Consider the following 20389-nt stretch of genomic DNA (forward strand, 5'->3'; position numbering starts at 1 on the left):
GCATGAACGAAAAAGACTACTACGCGATCCTCGGGGTCTCCAAGGACGCGGACAAGCGAGAGATCCAGAAGGCGTTCCAGCAGAAGGCGCGCAAGCTCCACCCCGATGTCAACAAGGCGCCTGACGCCGAGGAGAAGTTCAAAGAGGTTTCCGAGGCCTATGCGGTGCTCTCCGACGAGCAGAAGCGCGCGCGTTACGATGCCATGCGTTCCGGCAACCCTTATGCCGCTTATGGCGGCGGTCAGGCGTCGAGCCCGTATGCGGGAGGCACCTCGGGTCGCGGCGGGTACTACGGCGGCTTCGGCGGCTTCCCGTTCGGCGGCATGTGGTCGGAGCCTCGTCGCGGTTCGCATCAGGGCGCGCAAGCATTCAACCCCGAGGAGGGCGCGGATGTGGTGGTCGATGTCGACCTCACGCCCGATCAGGTCAAGAACGGCGTGCGCAAGGGCGTCAAGTACCGCCGGTACGAGCCCTGCGGCAACTGCCACGGTTCCGGCTCGGTTTCTTCGGACCATGCGCACGTCTGCCCGAGCTGCGGCGGTACGGGCACCATGGGTGTCGACATGTCGTTCCTCTTCGGCGGCGGCGTGTTCCAGATGGTCTGCCCTGAGTGCAACGGCTCGGGCAAGGTCATCAACGATCCTTGCCCCGATTGCGGAGGCTCCGGTCGCACCAAGGTGATGTCGGAGGCCGTGATCGAGTTTCCCGCCGGGATGCACGACGGCGACACCGTGCGGGTGCGCGGCATGGGCCATGCGGGCACCAACGGGGCTGCAGCGGGCGACCTGGTGGGCCGTGCGCGCGTCGCTGCAGAGCGACTCGACGGCAGGGCGCAGCGGGGTTTCAACATCATGGGCATGGCGGCGCCGTTCCTTCTTCTCGCCGCACTGGGAGGCGCGATGACGTTCTTCGCGCTCATCTGCCTCATTCCGTTCGTCTTCGGTCTGGTTCAGGTTTTGCGCGAGGTTCCCAGCCATCGGTCGATGGTATGGCTTAAACGCGGCTTCAAGGCATTTCTCAACGGCTTCTTGAACGCGTTGTTCTATGTGGTCATCATCCTTTGGTTCGTGAGCTGCACCTCGGGGCTCTATTACCGACCGATGTATTTCTGGTAACGCACGTGCGCCCGTAGCGCGTTTAGCCTGCGGAGACGTGGGGTACCATGAGGTCTGGTCAAGCCAAACCTGTGCTGATGGATGAGATGGGGGAAGGTTCCAACAGTGCCGAGCTCTAAAGATTATTACGAGATCCTGGGCGTCGATCGTGACGCCGACCAGCGCACGATCAAGCGCGCGTTTCTGAAGAAGGCGCGCGAGGTGCACCCGGATGTTTCCGACGACCCGGATGCCGAACAGAAGTTCAAAGAGGTCAACGAGGCCTATTCGGTTCTTTCTGATGAGCAGAAGCGTTCGAATTACGACCGCTTCGGAACGCCCGATGGCCCCGGCGGTTCCGGGTACGTCGATTTCAGCGATATCTTCAGCGGCATGGGCATGGATGACATCTTCTCCTCGTTCTTCGGCGGAGGCGGTCGTTCGGGCCGTGGCGGGCGCACCGCTCGCCGGCGCGGCCGCGACATGGCCATCTCGCTCACCATCTCGCTCGAGGAAGCCGCGCTCGGATGCACCAAGACGGTCACGTATGATCGCTTGGCCCCCTGCGAGGATTGTCAGGGCTCCGGGCTTGCCGACGGCGCTCAGGAGACGACCTGCCCGCGCTGCCATGGCACCGGCTATGTGACTACCGTGCAGCGTTCCATCTTCGGTCAGATGCAATCGTCTTCACCTTGCCCGGACTGCCACGGCGAGGGAACGGTCATCGACCATCCTTGCGACATGTGCGGCGGCCAGGGTCGCACGCCAAATCACGAGAGGGTCGAAATCAACGTTCCCGCCGGCGTTTCTTCAGGGCAGCAGCTGCGCGTGCGCGGCTATGGCGAGGCGGGGTTCCGCGGTGAGGCATCTGGCGACCTGCTCGTAAGCGTCGCTGTTGCCGAACACGAGCGCTTCCAGCGCTCCGGCGACGACCTCGTCTGCGCGGTCGACGTCTCCATCGCTCAGGCTGCGCTCGGCTGCACCGTCGAGGTTCCCGGCATCATGCCCGATGAGACCATCACGTTCGAGGTCCCTGCTGGCACTCAGTACGGCGATGCCGTCGAGGTCGCCGAGCTCGGCATGCCCCGCGTGGGCGGCGGCGGTTCGCGCGGGCGCGCGATCGGCCAGGTGCGCATCCTCGTTCCGCGAAAGCTTTCTGGTGAGGCTCGGTCGCATCTGGAGAAATACGCCGATGCGATGGGCGAGAGCTACACCGCGCGTCGCTCGATGGGCGACCGCATTCGTGACGCCATCGACGATATCCTTGACCAGTAAGCCCCTGACGCGTAAGGAGCGTTGTGGCCAATCCGTTCGTATCCGTCATCAACCTGGGGTGCCGGGTCAATCGAGTTGAATCCGATCGCATGGAGCGCGATCTTTCGCAAGCGGGCTTCGCGCTCGTCGATCCAGACGAGGCTGAGCTTATCGTTATCAACACCTGCGCGGTGACGGGGGAGGCCGAGGCGAAGACCCGCAAAGCGGTCCGCCATGCCCTGGGTCGTGCCCGCGAGCCGCTCGTGGTGGCTACCGGTTGCGCCGCGTCGCTGCATCCAGAGGTGTTGCGAGACCTCTCCGATCGAGTCACAGTTGTTCCCTCCAAGGTCGAGGTCGTCTCGCGCGCCCTCAAGCTGCTCGGGCTTGAGGAGAGCGCGCGGGGCGATGGCGAGCCATGCGAGCCGGCGTTCAGGCAGGCGCGCGTGGGCGTGAAGGTCCAGGACGGTTGCAACAACCGCTGCACGTACTGCATCGTGTGGAAGGCGCGCGGCCCCGAGCGCTCCGTGCCCGTCGACGCCGTACTCGAACAGGTGCGCGACGTCGAGGAAGCGGGGCTTCCCGAGGTGGTGCTCACCGGTGTCAACCTCGGTGCCTATGATGGCTCGAGTGCGAACGACGAACATGTCGAGATCGACGAGCTTCTCGGTATCATTCTGCGCGAGACCTCGATTCCGCAGATTCGCCTTTCGTCTATTGAGCCCATGGACGTGTCTGACCGGCTCATCGACCGCATCGCGGAGTCCCGGGGGCGCATTGCTCCATTTCTGCATCTTCCCGTCCAATCTGGCTGCACCGCCACGCTCGAGCGCATGGGGCGGCCGTATCGCGCCGAGGAGTTCGAGGACCTCTGCAATCGCATTCGCCGAAAGGTTCCCGCCGTCGCGCTTTCCTGCGATGTCATCGTCGGCTTTCCGGGTGAAACCGACGAGGAGTTCGAGGCTTCCCTCGGACTTTGCGAGCGCGTGGGGTTCTCGCGCATGCACGTGTTCCGGTACAGTGCCCGTCCCGGCACGCCGGCGGCCACGATGCCCGACCAGGTGCCGCCCGAGATCATGGCCGAGCGCTCCCAGCGCATGCGCGAGCTTGCCGAGCGCATGGCGCGAGTGGACGCCCAGAGCAGGTGCGGCACCTGTGAACGTGCGGTTATCGAGCAGGGCAGGCGCGGCACCCTCGCCTCGTTCCACCGCGTCGAGGTAGACGGGCTTGACCGTGAGGGCATCGAGGCCCCCGCACTCGTCGACGTTGCTATCATGGACGTGAGCGCGTCGGGGCTCGTGAAAGCTGAGTTCGTCCGGCGGTCCGTACTCGATAACGCTCCCGTTGCATCGAAAGGGGATTGATGGATACCGCAAGCGTCAAGCTCAGCATTCCCGATGAGGTCGATCCCGTCAGCATCATGGGCGGTGGCGACGCTGTTCTTCGGGCCATCGAGGAGCGGACGGGTGCTCGAATCGTGGTGCGCGGCAGGCAGATCTCGCTTTCCGGATCGGCTGAGGAGGTGGAGTTGCTCACGCGCCTCTTCACCTTCCTCATCAAAGAGGCCCGCGCGGGGGACACTCCTTCCGTGGCCGAGGTCGAGCGCGCCATGCAGACGCTTCGCGAAAGCGTCATGGACCTCTCTGGATTCCGTGACGACATTCTCCTTACGTATCGCGGCAAGGCCATCCGGCCCAAGACGGTGGGGCAGAAGCGCTATATCGATGCCATCCGTCGCAACACCGTGACGTTCTGCTTGGGGCCTGCGGGAACGGGAAAGACCTATCTTGCTATGGCGATGGCCGTGGCCGCCCTCAAACGGCATGAGGTGGGTCGCATCGTGCTTACGCGCCCGGTGGTCGAGGCGGGGGAGAGCTTGGGCTTTCTGCCCGGAACCCTTCAGGAGAAGATCGATCCCTACGTGAGGCCGCTTTTCGATGCACTCTTCGATATGACGGATATGGAGCGGGGTGGCGAGCTCATCGAGCAGGGCATCATCGAGATCGCGCCGCTCGCCTATATGCGCGGGCGCACCCTCAACGATGCGTTCGTCGTACTTGATGAGGCGCAGAACACCACGCCCGAGCAGATGAAGATGTTCCTCACGCGCTTGGGATTCAACTCCAAGTTCATCATCACGGGCGATATGACCCAGCGCGACCTCATGGGCCGCCGGGGTGGTCTCTCCGACATCGAACGGATTCTCAGCGACGTGGACGACATAGCATTTATCCACCTCGATCGCAGCGACGTGGTTCGCCATGCCCTGGTGGGGCGCATCGTGGAGGCCTACGATGCGTATGAACAGGGTGAGGACGGGCAGCATCGCGCCGCGCGCACCCGGGAGGGCCGGAAATGAGGGTCTTGATTTCTAACGATGACGGCTTGGATACCCTGCTTCAGGCAGAAGAGATGGAGCAGGCGGTCGAAAGCGTTCTCGCAGCGGAGGGCGTGGATCCCTCGAGTGACGTGGAGGTTTCCATCTCCTTCGTTCGTTCCGCGGAAATGCGCGCGCTCAACGCTTCCTGGCGCGGCATCGATGCCCCCACGGACGTCCTTTCATTCGAGTGCGACGGGCTCGACGGCGCGGGGGAGCAAGACCCCCTCGAGCTGGGGGACGTCATCCTGTGCCCCGAGATCATTGCCGCGCAGGCTGGGGATTTCGGCAATACGCCCGTCGAGGAGTGCCGGCTCATGCTGGTGCATGGGCTGCTTCATCTTGTGGGGTATGACCATATGAACGAGGATGATGCGGCCGAGATGGAAGGGCGGGAACTCGCCATTTTGTGCGAGCTCGCCGTTCTGAGGGGCGACGACCCCGCCGGTGTGCGCATCGGCCCGGTGACGCGCCATGAGTACGACTGATACGGGAGGTTGACGTGATACCTGGTAGCAATCGCGAACACCCAACGTTTATTCGCTCCTTCGGCTATGCCATCGAGGGCTTTCGTACCGCGGTGGCAACGGAGCGCAACATCAAGGTCCAGCTTCTCGTTGGCGTGCTTGCCATCGTCGCGGGCGTGGTGCTCAAGATCGACGCACTCTCGTGGGTGCTGGTGCTGCTCTGTATCGGACTGGTGCTTTTTGCCGAGCTGGTGAATACCTCGATTGAGGCGATCGTCGACCTTGCCACGCAGGATCTTCATCCGCTCGCTAAACGCGCTAAGGACATCGCGGCGGCGAGCGTCTTCACGCTTTCCATCACGGCGGCCGTGGTGGGGATCATCGTCTTCGCGCGCGCTCTCGGTATGCTGTAAGGATGGGCGGGCTCGCAACAGAGGTTGCGCAGGCTCGTTCGGCTATGTCTAATTTGAGAATGGAAGTGTGGATATGGATGAATTCGATCCGTTCGAGGGGATGACCGACGACGAGCTCGATGCGATGGTAAGCGACCTTGGCAGCGAGCCCGACGGTTTTGCCAGCGAGGATGGTTTTCGCAGCGGCTTTGTTGCGCTGGTAGGCCGCCCGAACGCCGGCAAGTCGACTCTTATGAATGCCTGCATGGGCACGAAGATGGCCATCACCTCACCGGTTGCCCAGACTACGCGGCGCCGTATGCGCGGGGTGGTCAGGCGCGAGGGGGTCCAGATCGTCTTCGTTGATACCCCGGGCCTCCATAAGCCGCATGACTCCCTGGGAAGCGAGCTCAACAAAAGCGCGCTCGCCGAGCTCGGAGACGTTGATGTGCTGTGCTTCCTCATTGACGCGTCGCAGCCCATCGGCCGCGGCGACGCATGGGTTGCAGAGCGCGTTGCCAAGAGCCCTGCGAAGCGCATTCTCGTACTCACTAAAGCCGACCTCGCCTCGCCCGAGCGCGTGCTCGAGCAGATCTCTGCGGCTCGCGAGCTCTGCGAGTTCGACGACGTGATCGTGCTTTCCGCTACCGAGCGGTTCAACGTCGACTCCTTCATCGACTTGGTCGCGAGCTATCTTCCCGAGGGCCCCAAATGGTTCCCCGATACCATGTCTACCGATGCTTCGGACGATACGATCGTCGCTGAGTTCGTGCGCGAGAAGCTCTTGATGCGCACGCGCGAAGAGGTGCCGCATTCCGTGGGGGTCATCTGCGATTCCATGGAGCGGCGCCGCGGCGTTCTCCATGTTCATGCAGTCATCTACGTCGAGCGGGAGGGGCAGAAGGGCATCATCATCGGCAAGAAGGGCGAGATGCTCAAACATGTCGGAATCGATGCCCGCCGCGACCTCGAGCGAATCTTCGGCTGCAAGGTCTTCCTTGAGCTCGAGGTGCGCGTCAAGCCGAATTGGCGCGAGGATGCCCGCGAGATTCGCCGACTCGGTTACGCCGCCGACGAATAGCGACGAAGCAAGCGGCTGGAGCTGAGTGCGCATGGCGGGCGGCAGGACATATCGGACTTTGGCAATCGTGCTCGATAAGACGAAGCTGCGTGAGACGGATCTTATCTTCACGCTTCTTGCCGAGAACGGGCGCCAGCTGCGCGCCGTGGGCAAGGGCGCGCGAAAGCCGGGAAGTCGGTTGGCGGCGCGCTGCGAGCTTGGCTGCAAGGTCGACTTGCTGCTCGCCCACGGCAGGTCGCTCGACGTCGTCGCTGAGGCGACGCTCGTCGAGGCGACGCTCGGTGCCGCACCAAGCTACGAGCTTCTCTCGGCTGCAAGCGCGCTTGCCGATGTCGCGAAAGCATGCTGCTTCGAAGACGCTGAGGACCCGTTCGTCTACCAGATCACCCTTCGCGCGGAACAGGTGCTCGGAGGCTCGTGCGGTGTGCTCGATGGTGCTCATCTCGATCTCATCGTTGCAGCGTACGTGTTTAAGCTCCTTTCCCATTTGGGTTATCGTCCAGATTGGTCTGCCTGCGTGGCATGTGGCGACCCGGCGGTAACGTATTTCTCTGCAACTGCCGGCGGCCTCCTGTGCGCTTCCTGCGCCCGTAACGTGCCCGGCGCGGAGGAGCTTGATGCCGTCACGGTGGGGTGGCTGCAATCGCTCATCTCGCTTCGTTTCGATGAGCTTGCGGCGGCGCCGTGCGATGCCCCTACGGCTGCTCTGCTCCTTGCGTTCGCCCATATTTGGGCAGCGACGCATCTTGACTGTCGGCTGCGAGCGCTCGAGTTTCTTCTCGGCGTGTAGAGTTCTGCCGGGCGATAGGGTATGGCGAGCGAATCTGATTCGCCTTTCGCTGGGAGAGCGATTATGGATGAGGGAAGCTGGGCATGGCAGACTGTGCGCATACCGTGATGCCGCCAAAAGGCGTAGCGGCGCCCCGGCATGCGATGTGGTAGTATATCGCCCGTTGGTACCTCGAGCTTAGTGGCGCGCTCCACCGGCGTCCACCCAGCACGAGGCGAATGTGCGGCGGAGCGATCCGCCCGGAAGAAAGGTGAAGAGATGACCATCTCCAAGGAGCGCAAGGCGGAGCTCACCGCCGAGTTCGGCAAGAACGCGCAGGACACCGGCAACCCCAAGGTTCAGGTTGCCATCGCGACCGAGCGCATCCGCGAGCTCACCGAGCACATGAAGTCCCACCCGAAGGACTTCCACACCCGCCGCGGCCTGCTCATGATCGTTGGTCGCCGTCGTCGTCTTCTTTCCTACATCAAGAAGAACGACATCGTCGAGTACCGTGAGCTCATCGCGAAGCTCGGCATCCGCGACAACATTCAGTAAGTCGTACATGCAGGAGCGCTTCGGCGCTCCTTTTCATGTAGGGGCCGAAATCTCGGCTCTACACCGCTGGCGCAATGCCGGCCCGAAGAAGCCCGTACGCAATGGGGCGTGCGGAGATGAAGGAGAAAGATGACTCTCGTCAGCAAGACCTTCGAGCTGTATGGCAAGACCTATACGCTCGAATCCGGTGAGCTTGCCAAGCAGGCTACCGGCGCCACCCTCGTCAAGCAGGGTGACACGACCGCGCTCGTGACCGTTGTGGTCTCCAAGGAGCGCAAGAACTACGATTTCTTCCCGCTCACCGTCGACTTCAATGAGAAGCTCTACGCTGCCGGCCGCATCCCGGGCGGCTACCTCAAGCGCGAGGGCCGTCCCACCGAGAAGGCCACCCTCACCGCGCGCATGATCGACCGTCCCATCCGCCCGAGCTTCCCGGACGGCTTCCGCAACGAGGTGCAGATCGTTGCCACCTCGCTTGTGGCCGACCAGGTGAATCCCATCGATGTCATTTGCACCATGGGCGCTTCGCTCTCGCTCACCCTTGGTGGCGTGCCCTTCGAGGGCCCGCTCGCCTGCGTGCGCATCGGCCGCAATAAGGAGACGGGCGAGTTCATCGTGAACCCCACCTATGAGGAGCGCGAGAACTCCGACCTCGACCTCGAGCTTGCCGGCACCCGCGATTTCATCTCCATGGTGGAGGCCGGCGCCGAGGAGGTCACCGAGGACGACATGCTCGCCGCCATGGAGTTCGGCCAGGAGGCCATCGGCGCGTTCTGTGACGCCCAGCTCGAGTTCGTTGAGGAGTGGGAGCGCGCAAACGGTCCCATCGTGCCGAAGGAGTACCCGCTCGACGAGCCGGTGCCCGAGGTGCAGGAGCGCATCTTCACCCACTATGACGAGATGTACGCCGCCCTCGCGGACGCTGACAAGCAGAGCCGTATCGCCAAGGTCGAGGCCCTGAAGGATGCCATCAAGGCGGAGTTCACCGAGGAGGAGCAGCTCCTGTGGGAGCGTGAGATTCCGGTGAACCTCAAGGCGCTCGAGAAGAAGGCCATGCGCACCATGGTCGTCGAGACCGCTGAGCGCGTGGACGGGCGTGCGGCCAACGAGATTCGCCCGATCATGGTGAAGGATTCCTACCTGCCGCTCGTACATGGCTCCGGCCTCTTCCAGCGCGGCCAGACCCAGGTGCTCTCCGTGCTCTCGCTCGGCATGCTCAACGAGGCCCAGCGCCTCGACACCATCGAGCCTGTCGACGGCAAGCGCTATATGCATCAGTACAACTTCCCGCCCTTCTGCACGGGCGAGACCGGCCGCATCGGCAGCCCTAAGCGTCGCGAGATCGGCCACGGCAACCTCGCTGAGCGCGCGCTGTTGCCGGTGCTTCCGGACGAGAACGAGTTCCCCTATGCCATTCGCGTGGTCTCCGAGGTCATGGAGTCCAACGGTTCCTCCTCGATGGCGTCCACCTGCGCGAGCTGCCTTGCGCTTATGGATGGCGGCGTGCCCATCAAGCGCCCCGTGTCCGGTATCGCCATGGGCCTTATCCAGGAGGAGGGCAAGACCGTCGTCCTCTCCGATATCCAGGGCATCGAGGACTTCCTCGGCGACATGGACTTCAAGGTGACCGGTACCGAGCGCGGTATCACGGCGCTCCAGATGGACAACAAGGCCACCGGCCTCACCTTCGAGATTCTGAAGCAGGCGCTCCAGCAGGCCAAAGAAGGTCGCGCGTTCATCCTTGGCAAGATGCTTGAGGTCATCCCCGGGCCCGCTTCCGAGACGCGCCCGACTGCTCCGCGCATCACCTCGATCACGATTCCGGTCGATAACATCCGCGACGTCATCGGCAAGGGCGGCGAGACCATCCGCGGCATCCAGGATGAGACTGGAGCCTCGGTTGACGTCCATGAGGACGGCACCGTCTACGTTGGCGGCGTGGGCGAGTCGGTCGATCAGGCCATCGAGCGCATTCAGCTCATCGTCAAGGTGCCCGAGGTGGGCGAGGAGTACACCGGTCGCGTGGTCTCCATCAAGGAGTTCGGCGCGTTCGTGAACCTGCTGCCCGGCAAAGACGGCCTCCTGCACATCAGCCGCGTGGCGCAGGGTCGCGTGAACAAGGTCGAAGACGTTCTCAACGTTGGTGACGAGGTTAAGGTCAAGGTTATCGAGGTGGACGAGAAGGGCAAGATCTCGCTCGATCGTCTTGATAAGCCCGAGGCTCCCGCGCACGCGGCGGGGGAGGGCCGTCCTCGTCGCGAATCCCGCGACCGCTCTGAGCGTCCGCGGCGCCGACCCGGCGATAACGGGCAGCGCACGCCGCGGCGGCACCACGAGTAAGTAACCCGTTCTGCTCCCATCGGGCGCCCCGGTTTCCTCCTTCGCTGGTCCTCGCAATTCGGCGATGCCGAATTGCTGCGGAATCGCTCAGGAGGAAACCGGGGCGCCCTGCGTTTCGGGGTTGCTTGGGGAAGGGTTCGGCATGGAGGGGGCCCTTTGTCGGATACGAGCATCGCTTCGCTCGCTCGGCGTGGGAGGTGCACGGGTCGGAGGCGGGCTCGTTGTGGGGGCGGGCATCGCTTCGCTCGACCGGCGTCGGGAAGAGGCTCGTTGCGGTGAGGGGCTTTTTGTCGTATCGGGCATCGCTTCGCTCGCCCGGCGTTGACCGGGGTATTTTTAAGCGCCAAGTGCCTCTTTACCTTTTCGGGCGTCGCTTCGCTCGCTCGGCTTCGACCAGGATTGTCTGGCAGGTATAGGTGCGATCTGTTTCGGGGGTATTCCTAAATGGCTATGGAGCGGAGCGCGCTCTGCTATTCCTGTGGGGTGCGGGGGAGCGGGTCTCGATTGAGTGGGGAATGGATACAATAACATCACCTATGTGCCGATATGGTGTACGTAATCGCGGGGTGACCCGCGTGTTTTTGTTATAGACGCGATATGAAAGGAGCTTATAGAGCTCATGGCAAAAAAGAATCCGCCCCTTCGCATCATTCCCTTGGGTGGTCTTGATGGAATCGGCAAGAATATGACCGCCATCGAGTGCGGCCCGGATATGGTGCTCATCGACGCCGGCCTCATGTTCCCCGATGACTCCCAGCCCGGTATCGACCTGGTGCTGCCTGATTACACCTATGTTCTGGAAAACGAGGATAAGCTGCGCGGTATCGTCGTGACCCACGGTCACGAGGACCATACGGGTGCGCTTCCGTATCTTCTGCAGGACCTCAACAACAAGGTGCCCATTTTCTCGAGCAAGCTCACGCTCGGCTTCATCGAGGGCAAGCTTGCAGAGTTTCGCATCAAGACGCCGAAGTTCCGCGAGGTGCATGATGGTAGCCATGTGAACCTGGGAAACATCTCCATCGATTTCTTCTCGATGACCCACTCCATTCCCGGCGCGCTCGGCGTCTACATCAAGTCGCCGCAGGGCACGGTCATGCATACGGGCGACTTCAAGCTCGATCAGACACCGATCGACGGGGTCACGCCCAACTACGCTGCCATCACCAAATTCGCTAAGCAGGGCATCGATCTTCTGATGTCCGACTCGACCAACGCCAACCGCCCCGGGTTCACCCCGTCCGAAGCGGCGGTGGGCCCCACGCTCAATGAGGTCATCAAGAACGCGAAGGGCCGCGTGTTCGTTGCCTCGTTCTCGAGCCATATCCACCGTTTGCAGCAGATTTGCGATGCTGCCAAGAAGTGCGGGCGCAAGATCGTTGTGACGGGCCGCTCCATGCTCACCAACACGCGCGTGGCGCGCGAGCTCGGGTACCTCAACATCGACGAGAAGGACATCCTCGATGCCTACGAGCTCAACGGCATTCCTGACGACCAGATCGTCGTCATGTGCACGGGCTCCCAGGGCGAGCCGCTTTCCGCGCTCTCCCGTATGGCGAACGGGGAGCACAAGACGCTTTCCATCCACTCCGGCGACACCGTGATCATCTCCGCCACGCCGGTTCCCGGCAACGAAAAGGCGGTCCAGCAGGTTATCAACAGCCTGGCGAAGCTCGGGTGCACCGTTGTGGACAAATCCACCCGGCTCGTGCACGTTTCTGGCCACGGTAGCCAGGAAGAGCTCAAGCTCATGCTCGCCATGGCCAAGCCGAGCTACTTCATGCCCGTCCACGGCGAGGCGGTGCACCTTCGGGCGCACGCCAACCTCGCTCGCCAGATGGGCATGCGCGACGACCACATCTTCGTGGTGGATAACGGCGACACGCTCGAGATGCGCGGCGGCGAGGTCAAGATCGGCCCGCAGGTGGAGAGCGGCATCGTGTACGTCGACGGCCTGCGCATCGGCGATACCGATCCCATCGTGCTCCGCGACCGCCAGAAGCTTGCCAACGACGGCATGGTGACCGTCGTGGCCATCGTCTCGATGAAGCGCAAGCGCATCGACGCGATCGAGTTCTCGAGCCGCGGCGTGTCCTTTACCATCGATGACGAGTTCAGCTCCGATGCCTCTGCTTCCATCATGAAGGCGATCGATAAGGGCTCCTTCGATTACACGAGTAACGGTACGGGCGCGCTCCGCAAGGCGGTCCGCGACTCGCTGTCCAACTTCATCTGGAACCGTACGCGTACGCGTCCCATGATCATCCCCGTGGTCATGGAGGTCTAGCGTGGCGTCTCGGCAGACGACATCGAAGAACGCTCAGAAGAAGGGCGCATCGCGCAAGGCCGCTTCCAAGCAGGGTGCGGCTAAGCTTCGTGCGAACGCGCAGGCAGCTCCCGAGCCCGTTCCCGAGCCGCTTTTCACGGGCGGCACGGCGCGCGATATCTCGGGAGTCGTCCTGGCGGTTTTTGCCGTTGCGTCCTTCATCGCGGTGATTGCTCCCACGACCGCCCCGGTTGCGGCGGCCGTGGCCGGCTTCTATCACCTAGGCTTCGGCCTGGGTGGCTATGTCTTGCCGCTTGCGCTCCTGTTCGTATCCGCGCTCGTCTTCGTCCGCGACGAGGGAGTCTTCAAGATGAAGACCGCGCTCGGCGCGCTCCTCATCTTCGTTGCGGTTATCTCGTTCATCGCCTTGGTCGGGCTTCCCGACCCCATGGTGCTTGGCGTTACCGTGAGCGAGGCGGGCCTTTCCGCTACGGGCGGATACGTCGGCTTCGCGGTTTCGTCGGTGCTTGCTGGCGCGCTCGGTAAGCCCATCGCCGGGGTCGTGCTCGTTGGCATCGCACTTGCCGGCGCCGTGCTCATAGGCTTTTCCATCTCGAGCTTTGCGAGCGCGGTGCGCGAGCGCGTCGAGGGCTTTCGAGCGCGCCGCCATGTCGAGGTCAACGAGCGCCCATGGGGCGACGACCCCTATGCCGAGGTTCCCGTTCGCGAATCTAATCCAAAGGGTGCGCCCGCTGGTCGCCAACAGAAGCTTTTCGATGAGGATGGCACGGCGAAGACCACCTATATCGGTGATCGCGCGAATACGACGCTCATCACAGATGATCCGGACGATCCTGACGAGGACCCCTTCGTCGATGTTTCGGAGCAGCTTAAAGCCGAGGCCGCCAAAACGCGCCTTATTCCCATTGAGGATAAGCACGTGTCTGCTGAGCACGCAGTTGCGGGGAACGCTTCTGCCGCATCTTCAGCGGTGGACGATCCCTATTCCCTTGCAGGTATGACCGAAATCCTTGAGTCGGGGGACGATCGCTCCGATGAGCCTCTCTTCGACCTTTCTGCCGAGACGGGGGTATCCGCGGCGGCTCAGGCCGTTACCTCTCCTGCCGAGGGCAGGGAAACGCAGCCTCCCATTCCCGATTTCCTGCTGCACCCGCGCGCGTCCTCTACAGGTGAAGGCGCTTCGTCGGGTGCTGGCACAGCTTCCGTCGCGGCCGCTGCTGAGCCTGCGCGCGCTGATACCGATCCTCAGGATGACGATGGGGAGCGCAAGCTGCCGCCGTTGTCGATGCTTCGCCATAATCCCCATTCCGCTTCGTCGGCCTCTTCTGATAAAGAGCTTCGCCAGACGGCTGAGTCGCTCCAGTCGACCCTGCAGGAGTTTAACCTCCACTCGCAGGTTGTGGGCTGGATCAGCGGTCCTACGGTCACGACGTTCAAGGTGCAGCCCGGCGAGGGCGAGCGCGTAAGTCGTATCTCGAGCCTCGAGGACGATATCGCCCTTTCGCTCGCGGCGCAGTCCGTGCGCATCTTCGCGCCCATCCCAGGTACCTCGCTCGTGGGCATCGAGATTCCAAACCGCAAGCGCCAGAATGTGAACTTGGGAGATGTCCTGCCCTACGTGCAGGGCGGCCCGCTCGAGCTCGCCATCGGTCGCGATGCTGAAGGGTCGCCTATCGTGGCTGACCTCGCCAAGATGCCCCACCTCCTCATCGCGGGTACCACTGGTTCTGGCAAGTCCGTCATGATCAACTCGATCGTGATGGCGCTCCTCATGCGTACCTATCCCGAGGACGTGCGCCTCATCATGGTCGACCCGAAGCGCGTCGAGCTTGCTGGATACAACGGCCTGCCGCACCTCTACGTACCCGTCGTCACCGAACCCAAGCAGGCTGCGAGTGCACTGCAATGGGCTGTGTCCGAGATGGAGCGCCGACTCAAGATCTTCGAGCGCGTGGGCGTGCGAAAGATATCGACCTTCAACGAGAAGCAGGCCTCGGGCGCCTTCGATCACTACGACAACCCGCCGGCTAAGATGCCCTACCTCGTCATCATCATCGACGAGCTCTCCGACCTCATGATGGTCGCGGGCAAGGACGTCGAGGCCTCGATTGTGCGTATCGCCCAGCTCGGTCGCGCTGCCGGTATCCACCTCATCGTGGCTACCCAGCGCCCCAGCTCAAACGTGGTGACGGGCCTCATCAAGGCAAACATCACCAACCGCATCGCATTCAACGTGGCCACGGGTATCGACTCGCGTGTGATCATCGACCAGGTCGGTGCCGAGAAGCTCACCGGCTACGGCGATATGCTCTTCAGCAAGGTCGATTGGGGCAAGCCGAAGCGCATCCAGGGCTGCTTCGTCTCGGATGAGGAGATCGCTGCCGTCACCGAGTTCGTTAAGGAGCAGGGCGAGGCCGAATACCACGAAGAGATCCTTTCGGCTGTGGTGCCCGCTACGCTTTCGGGCGGTGGAGGCGCTTCTTCCGGCCACTCTGACGACGACCCGCTCATCTGGGAGGCCGCTCGCATCGTTGTTGATTCTCGCCTTGGATCGACGTCGGGTTTGCAGCGTCGTCTCAAGGTGGGCTATGCTCGCGCCGGCCGCATCATGGACATGCTCGAGGAAAAGGGCGTGGTCGGTCCGCCTGATGGATCGAAGCCTCGCGAGGTTCTTCTCAACGAGGAAGAGCTCGCCGAGCTTCAGGCCCTTGAAGCTCGTATGTCTGATGACGATGGGTTAGGAGGCTACTGATGCCATCCCAGTTCGGAGACATGCTGCTTAACCGGCGCCGCCAGATGGGTCTCTCTATTCAGCAGGTGGCTAATACCATCAAGATTCGCCCTCAGATCATCGAGTTTTTCGAGAAGGGCGACTTCTCGTCTATGCCGCCCCGCGGGTATGCACAGGGCATGATTTCGAGTTATGCGCGCTTCTTGGGCTTGAACCCGCGAACCGTCGTGGGGGCGTATTTCGATGAGCTCGACCGGTACGAGCGCGAGACCTCGCGTTCGGGAGGCCACTTTCAAGATGCTGCCGGTTTCGTGAGCGCGCGATCAGAAAACCCCACGGGGAGGTTCATGGCGCTGGATGGTGGTTCCCGCTTCGCGCAGCGACCTCCCCAGGCGGGGTATGTTTCGGAGGCGAACTCTGGGCACGAACCCATCCGCGTCTCGCGTAATCCCTATCGGCAGCGTTCTCTTCCGCGCGCCGGTCAGGGTGCACCTTCCGGTGGTTATGGACGCGGTGGGAGCTCTTCCGCCTATGGCTCTGGGGCCCAGGGAACAGGGCGGCCTTCTGGCAGGGGCGCGTACCAGCCTCGTACGTCGCAGCGACCGGCGTATGGCGATTCGTCGCGTACGCGCTCACTCGCACCCCGAGGCTCCTCATATGGGCAATCTGGTTACCGAGGATCCGGTCCTGCGCGCTCCATGCAACCTCGTGGCTCGGCGCCGTTGCGTGATGCGCGCATGGGTGGTCACGGCGGTTACGGCGATGGGCCCGCCCGCCGCCGTACATCATACGGCTCGGGAGCGAGAAGGCAGGGCGGAGCTCCTGTACGGGGTGCGCGCCCGTCTTCAAGGGGCCGGGGTGCTCTTGCCTTCAATGGCATGGACCCTCGTTTGGTCATCGGCGTGCTCGCCGTCGTGCTGTTGCTGATCGTTCTCGTGGTGTTCCTTGCAATGCGGAGCTGCTCGGCAAACACCGGCGATACCCAGCCTGAGTCGACGACGACGCAGGTGACCAATCAGGCAACTTCGAATGCCGCAACTCCCGATTCCGCAACGGATGCGACCTCGCCCGAGACGCAGGCTAACACCGCCGATACCCAAGCGGCTACGACCGGGGTTCCTGAGCAGACGGTAGTGGCGGTGAGCGTGGAAGATGGGGGCACCTCCTGGGTTGAGGTGAAGCTCGACGGCTCCTCCGTGTTCGCCGATAATGTCGTCGGTCCCTTCAGCCAGGAGTTTACCGTCGAGCAATCCATCGAGATCACGGTGAGCAGCCCTGCGGATGTCACGGTTACCAACAACGGTGAGTCCGTTTCCTGGGATACAAGGACTGCTGGCGTTGCAAAGGTCACCATCACCGCGCCTCAGACTCCGGCGACCGCCGCTTCGACTGATGGTTCCGACACCGGAGACTCGTCAAGCGCCTCGGCGTCGCAATAGCGTATAGCTCAGCTCCGTTCATTACCCGTTCTTGCCGTTAAGGAGGATTCATGGCAAAGGATTCAAGTTTCGACGTTGTCTCCCAGGTCGACATGCAGGAGGTCGATAACGCCTACCAGCAGACGGTCCGCGAGATTTCGCAGCGCTACGATCTCAAGGATTCCGGATCTGAGGTCGCGCTCTCCAAGCCCGAGAGGACGATTACCATTTCGGCGCCGGCTGATTTCGTTGCTCGGCAGATCACTGATGTCCTCAATTCCAAGCTGATCAAGCGCGGCGTCGACATCAAGGCGGTACGCTGGGACGCTCCCGTCGCTGCCTCGGGCGGCACGGTGCGCGTCCTCGGCCGCATCATCGACGGCATCGACCAGGATACCGCCAAGAAGATCAACAAGGATATCAAGGCGCTCAAGCTCAAGTGCAAGGTCGTTATCGAGTCCGATAAGCTGCGCGTGAGCTCCGCTTCCAAAGATACCCTTCAGGAGGTTATCGCGTTCCTGCGAGATCAAGACTACGGCCAGCCGCTTCAGTTCACCAACTACCGCTAGCCTAGCCACGGTCCACGCAGGTAGCGGACGGGCGAGCCGTCCATCCGCTTTCGCGCTCTAGGAATCCGCTCCTTCTATAGAGCGTCGGACCGGCACAAACGGGGATAGCTCACGATTGAAAGGTTGCCATGTCCCAGCAGTTCGAAGACGCATTCGGTTCCGTTTACTACATCACGCTCGGTTGTGCTAAGAACGAGGTCGATACCGATCGTATGCGCTCATTGCTTCTCGCGGCTGGCTATGAGGTTGCATACGATGTTTCTGAGGCGGATCTCGCCATCGTTAACACCTGCTCCTTTTTGGCCTCAGCAACGGAGGAGAGCATCGAGGCGACGCTCGCGCTGGCCGAGGAAGTTGCGGACGGCGTTCGTTCTGTTCCCATCGTCATGTGCGGCTGCGTGCCCTCCCGTTACGGCGACGACCTCCCTGGTGAGCTGCCCGAGGTTGCTGCCTTCGTGCGCACGGATGAAGAGGACGGCATCGTTGCCGTTGTCGATCGCCTTTTGGGCGTAGGTCGCTCGGCTCCCGCTTTCGTTCCCGATGTCAAGCGCACCGTCGAGGGGTCCGTCGCGTACGTGAAGATTTCCGACGGCTGCGACCGGTTCTGCAGCTTCTGCGCTATTCCCTATATTCGCGGCCGCTACCATTCGCGTCCTGCCGAGCGCATTCTCGCCGAGGTGCGAGACCTCGTCGATTCCGGCGTTCGCGAAATCGTGCTCATCGGCCAGGATACGGGTATCTGGGGCGAAGACCTTCCTCAGGAAGGGGAGGGGCCGCACAACCTTGCCCAGCTGCTTGTTGCCGTTGCGGGTGCGGTGCGTCCTGAACGCGTATGGATTCGCGTTCTCTACCTGCAGCCCGAGGGGATGACGGACGAGCTCATCGCAGCCATCCGCGATACGCCTGAGGTTCTGCCCTATATCGATATTCCTGTTCAGCATTGCAGCGCCCGCGTCTTGTCGGCGATGAACCGCAGCGGTTCCGAAGCGGAGCTCGATGCCCTCTTCGAGCGTCTTCGTCGCGAGATTCCCGGCATGATCATCCGGACGACGTATCTTGTTGGTTTCCCGGGCGAAACGCTTGACGACCACGAGCAGATGCTTGCCTTTATGGACCGTACGGGGTTTGATTACACAAGCGTCTTCGCATTCTCTCCGGAAGACGGAACCCGTGCCGCGCGCATGGAGGGGCAACTCGACGAAGACGAGAAGCTTGAGCGTACGCAGGCTGCCATCGATCTGGCGGAGTCTCTCGGTTTCGCAGCCACCGCTTCGCATGTGGGGGAGACGGCCGAGGTGATCGTCGACGGCATCGAGGAAACGGACGAAGGGCCTGAACTCATAGGCCATGCTTGGTTCCAGGCTCCGGATTCCGATGGAGCCGTGCACTTGGACGCGACGGAGGCCGCCGTTGGTGATATTGTAACCGTAGAGTTTACGGACAGCTTCTGCTACGAGCTGATTGGTCATGTGATTGGTTAGGGGTAATTCGATGGCCCGAAACGAGCAAGGCGAGCTTACGAGCATATGGACGCCTGCGAACGTCATTACGTCTGTTCGCATCTGCTTCATTCCTGTTTTCATGCTGTTGGCTGTTCTCTCGCGCGATGCGATGGGCGCGCTCACGCATCCGGCCTTCGCTATCGGGGCGTGCGTGCTCTACATCTTGCTGAGCCTTACCGATAAGCTTGACGGTTCGCTTGCCCGCAAGCGCAACGAGATCACCGACTTCGGTAAATTTCTCGACCCCATCGCCGACAAGCTCCTCGTCTTCTCTGCGCTGCTCTTGCTGCTCGATCAGGGATACGTGAACGTTTGGGTCGTGTTCATCATCCTGCTCCGTGAGTTCTTGGTGAGCGCGCTGCGCATGGTCGCGAGCGCTGCCGGCGAGGTTATCGCTGCCGATAGCCTCGGCAAGGCGAAGACGGCTGTCACGATGGTCTCGCTTTGCGGCTTCTACGTCGCCTTCGCGCTCGAGGCGTTGGGAATGGGCGATCTTACCGTTTGGATCCTCGGCATTTCGCAGGCGCTCATGGTCGCCGCGGTCGTGCTGACGGTCGTTTCGGGAATCCAGTACATCTGGAATGCTCGCGACATCGTGTTTAGGGTCTAATGATGGGCGCTCGGTATGAAGGACGCGCCGCAGACCACCGCGTCCACGCGCTCCAGCTTGCCCAGGAGCTTGTCGCCTTGTGCTCAGATTGCTCTGTAACCGTTGCTACGGCTGAGTCTTGCACCGCGGGCATGGTCGCTTCGACCATTGCCGGTGTGCCCGGCGCCTCGGATGTGCTGCGCGGCGGGGCTGTGACCTACGTAAACGAGGTCAAGCATGACCTGCTCGGGGTGAGTCAGGAAGTCCTCGATTCCGTGGGGGCCGTTTCGTTCGCCTGCGCCTGCCAGATGGCTGAGGGTGCGCGCCATGTGTTCGGTTCCAGCCTCGCGGTGAGCATCACCGGCTTCGCCGGCCCTGGAGGCGGCACTGCCGAAGACCCCGTTGGGACGGTCTATATCGGGATCGCATCACGCGATGGGTCACGCGCTGAACGATGCCACTTCGAGGGCGACCGCGACGACGTGCGTGCCGCGGCATGCCGCAGAGCTTGCGAATGCCTCCTGTCTGCAGCTCATGAGCTTCAGGCTAGCGGCACGGTGTCGTTCTCCTTCTTTGACGCGTAGCCTTTTTGCTGTTCAATTCATCTTGGTAGTCGGTTCTTGCCTCCGCGTGTTACTGGCACGAAACGCAGCCATATGTACGCGCTGGCCATGTGCATTTGGCGCGGTTTTCGCGGTTGGGCGCCATTGCGGCTGTGGCGGTTGCGTATGCCATACGCGCCGGCAATAGCTCCCAGCTGTCTGCTTGGCCCCATTGAGCAGGCATCTTCTGTTCCCTTGCTCGTGCGTAGCTCCTCGACGAACGTTGTGTTCAGGTTTTTCCGGATTACGTTCAGCGATTTGTCAGATATCGAGGAAATCTGTTCAGATATGCCCGATAGGATGTTGGTATCGCTTGACCGCGAACAGCTGTTCGCGTAGTATGGAAGCCGGATCAGAGGAGG

Annotated in this window: 17 protein-coding genes; all 17 read left to right on the plus strand. The window is 62.2% G+C overall.

All coding sequences use genetic code 11. From position 1 onward, the window contains the following. The first annotated feature begins 2 nt into the window (after nucleotides 1–2). The 17 genes from GJE22_RS07320 to GJE22_RS07405 all read left to right on the plus strand — a co-directional run bounded on the left by GJE22_RS07320 (nucleotide 3) and on the right by GJE22_RS07405 (nucleotide 20009). On the plus strand, nucleotides 3–1115 hold the full coding sequence (locus GJE22_RS07320) for a DnaJ domain-containing protein (protein WP_144688708.1): 1113 nt from the start codon (nucleotides 3–5) through the stop codon (nucleotides 1113–1115). A gap of 105 nt (nucleotides 1116–1220) precedes the next feature. Further along, entirely contained in the window at nucleotides 1221–2369 is a 1149-nt protein-coding gene (gene dnaJ, locus GJE22_RS07325) for a molecular chaperone DnaJ (protein ID WP_144688654.1), read from the plus strand. A gap of 23 nt (nucleotides 2370–2392) precedes the next feature. Beyond that, nucleotides 2393–3709 carry a tRNA (N(6)-L-threonylcarbamoyladenosine(37)-C(2))-methylthiotransferase MtaB gene (gene mtaB, locus GJE22_RS07330; RefSeq protein ID WP_144688653.1) on the plus strand — a complete coding sequence of 439 codons (1317 nt, stop codon included), beginning with the start codon at nucleotides 2393–2395 and terminating at the stop codon, nucleotides 3707–3709. Next, the gene (locus GJE22_RS07335) at nucleotides 3709–4704 is read left to right on the plus strand and encodes a PhoH family protein (RefSeq protein WP_144688652.1); all 996 of its coding nucleotides are present in this window, start codon (nucleotides 3709–3711) and stop codon (nucleotides 4702–4704) included. Before mtaB ends, GJE22_RS07335 begins: the two co-directional genes overlap by 1 nt. Next, a complete protein-coding gene (ybeY, locus tag GJE22_RS07340; protein ID WP_144688650.1) occupies nucleotides 4701–5210 on the plus strand; it encodes an rRNA maturation RNase YbeY in 510 nt (169 codons plus the stop codon). Before GJE22_RS07335 ends, ybeY begins: the two co-directional genes overlap by 4 nt. 14 nt (nucleotides 5211–5224) lie before the next feature. Next, nucleotides 5225–5602, plus strand: coding sequence for a diacylglycerol kinase family protein (locus tag GJE22_RS07345; protein ID WP_144688649.1), 378 nt, complete (start codon nucleotides 5225–5227; stop codon nucleotides 5600–5602). Between the two features lie 73 nt (nucleotides 5603–5675). Beyond that, nucleotides 5676–6662 (plus strand): GTPase Era, encoded by a 987-nt coding sequence (gene era / locus GJE22_RS07350; protein WP_144688648.1) that lies wholly within the window; start codon nucleotides 5676–5678, stop codon nucleotides 6660–6662. A 31-nt stretch (nucleotides 6663–6693) separates the two neighbouring features. Beyond that, the gene (recO, locus tag GJE22_RS07355) at nucleotides 6694–7452 is read left to right on the plus strand and encodes a DNA repair protein RecO (RefSeq protein ID WP_035101331.1); all 759 of its coding nucleotides are present in this window, start codon (nucleotides 6694–6696) and stop codon (nucleotides 7450–7452) included. A gap of 258 nt (nucleotides 7453–7710) precedes the next feature. Further along, the gene (gene rpsO, locus GJE22_RS07360) at nucleotides 7711–7989 is read left to right on the plus strand and encodes a 30S ribosomal protein S15 (RefSeq protein WP_019128280.1); all 279 of its coding nucleotides are present in this window, start codon (nucleotides 7711–7713) and stop codon (nucleotides 7987–7989) included. A gap of 129 nt (nucleotides 7990–8118) precedes the next feature. Further along, nucleotides 8119–10329: a polyribonucleotide nucleotidyltransferase gene (locus GJE22_RS07365; protein ID WP_154324145.1), complete on the plus strand. Its 2211-nt coding sequence runs from the start codon at nucleotides 8119–8121 to the stop codon at nucleotides 10327–10329. A 619-nt stretch (nucleotides 10330–10948) separates the two neighbouring features. Beyond that, nucleotides 10949–12616, plus strand: a complete 1668-nt coding sequence (locus GJE22_RS07375; protein ID WP_019128282.1) for a ribonuclease J — start codon at nucleotides 10949–10951, stop codon at nucleotides 12614–12616. Between the two features lie 427 nt (nucleotides 12617–13043). Then, nucleotides 13044–15368 (plus strand): DNA translocase FtsK, encoded by a 2325-nt coding sequence (locus tag GJE22_RS07380; protein ID WP_235896449.1) that lies wholly within the window; start codon nucleotides 13044–13046, stop codon nucleotides 15366–15368. Then, nucleotides 15368–16786 (plus strand): helix-turn-helix domain-containing protein, encoded by a 1419-nt coding sequence (locus GJE22_RS07385; protein ID WP_144688646.1) that lies wholly within the window; start codon nucleotides 15368–15370, stop codon nucleotides 16784–16786. Before GJE22_RS07380 ends, GJE22_RS07385 begins: the two co-directional genes overlap by 1 nt. A gap of 50 nt (nucleotides 16787–16836) precedes the next feature. Continuing rightward, nucleotides 16837–17334, plus strand: a complete 498-nt coding sequence (locus tag GJE22_RS07390; RefSeq protein ID WP_019128285.1) for a YajQ family cyclic di-GMP-binding protein — start codon at nucleotides 16837–16839, stop codon at nucleotides 17332–17334. Between the two features lie 128 nt (nucleotides 17335–17462). Further along, on the plus strand, nucleotides 17463–18815 hold the full coding sequence (rimO, locus tag GJE22_RS07395; protein ID WP_144688645.1) for a 30S ribosomal protein S12 methylthiotransferase RimO: 1353 nt from the start codon (nucleotides 17463–17465) through the stop codon (nucleotides 18813–18815). A 10-nt stretch (nucleotides 18816–18825) separates the two neighbouring features. Beyond that, a complete protein-coding gene (gene pgsA, locus GJE22_RS07400) occupies nucleotides 18826–19446 on the plus strand; it encodes a CDP-diacylglycerol--glycerol-3-phosphate 3-phosphatidyltransferase (RefSeq protein WP_022349566.1) in 621 nt (206 codons plus the stop codon). A gap of 2 nt (nucleotides 19447–19448) precedes the next feature. After that, entirely contained in the window at nucleotides 19449–20009 is a 561-nt protein-coding gene (locus GJE22_RS07405) for a CinA family protein (RefSeq protein ID WP_144688644.1), read from the plus strand. Nucleotides 20010–20389: the final 380 nt, after the last annotated feature.

The organism is Enorma shizhengliae, from assembly GCF_009676995.1.
Lineage (GTDB): Bacteria > Actinomycetota > Coriobacteriia > Coriobacteriales > Coriobacteriaceae > Enorma > Enorma massiliensis.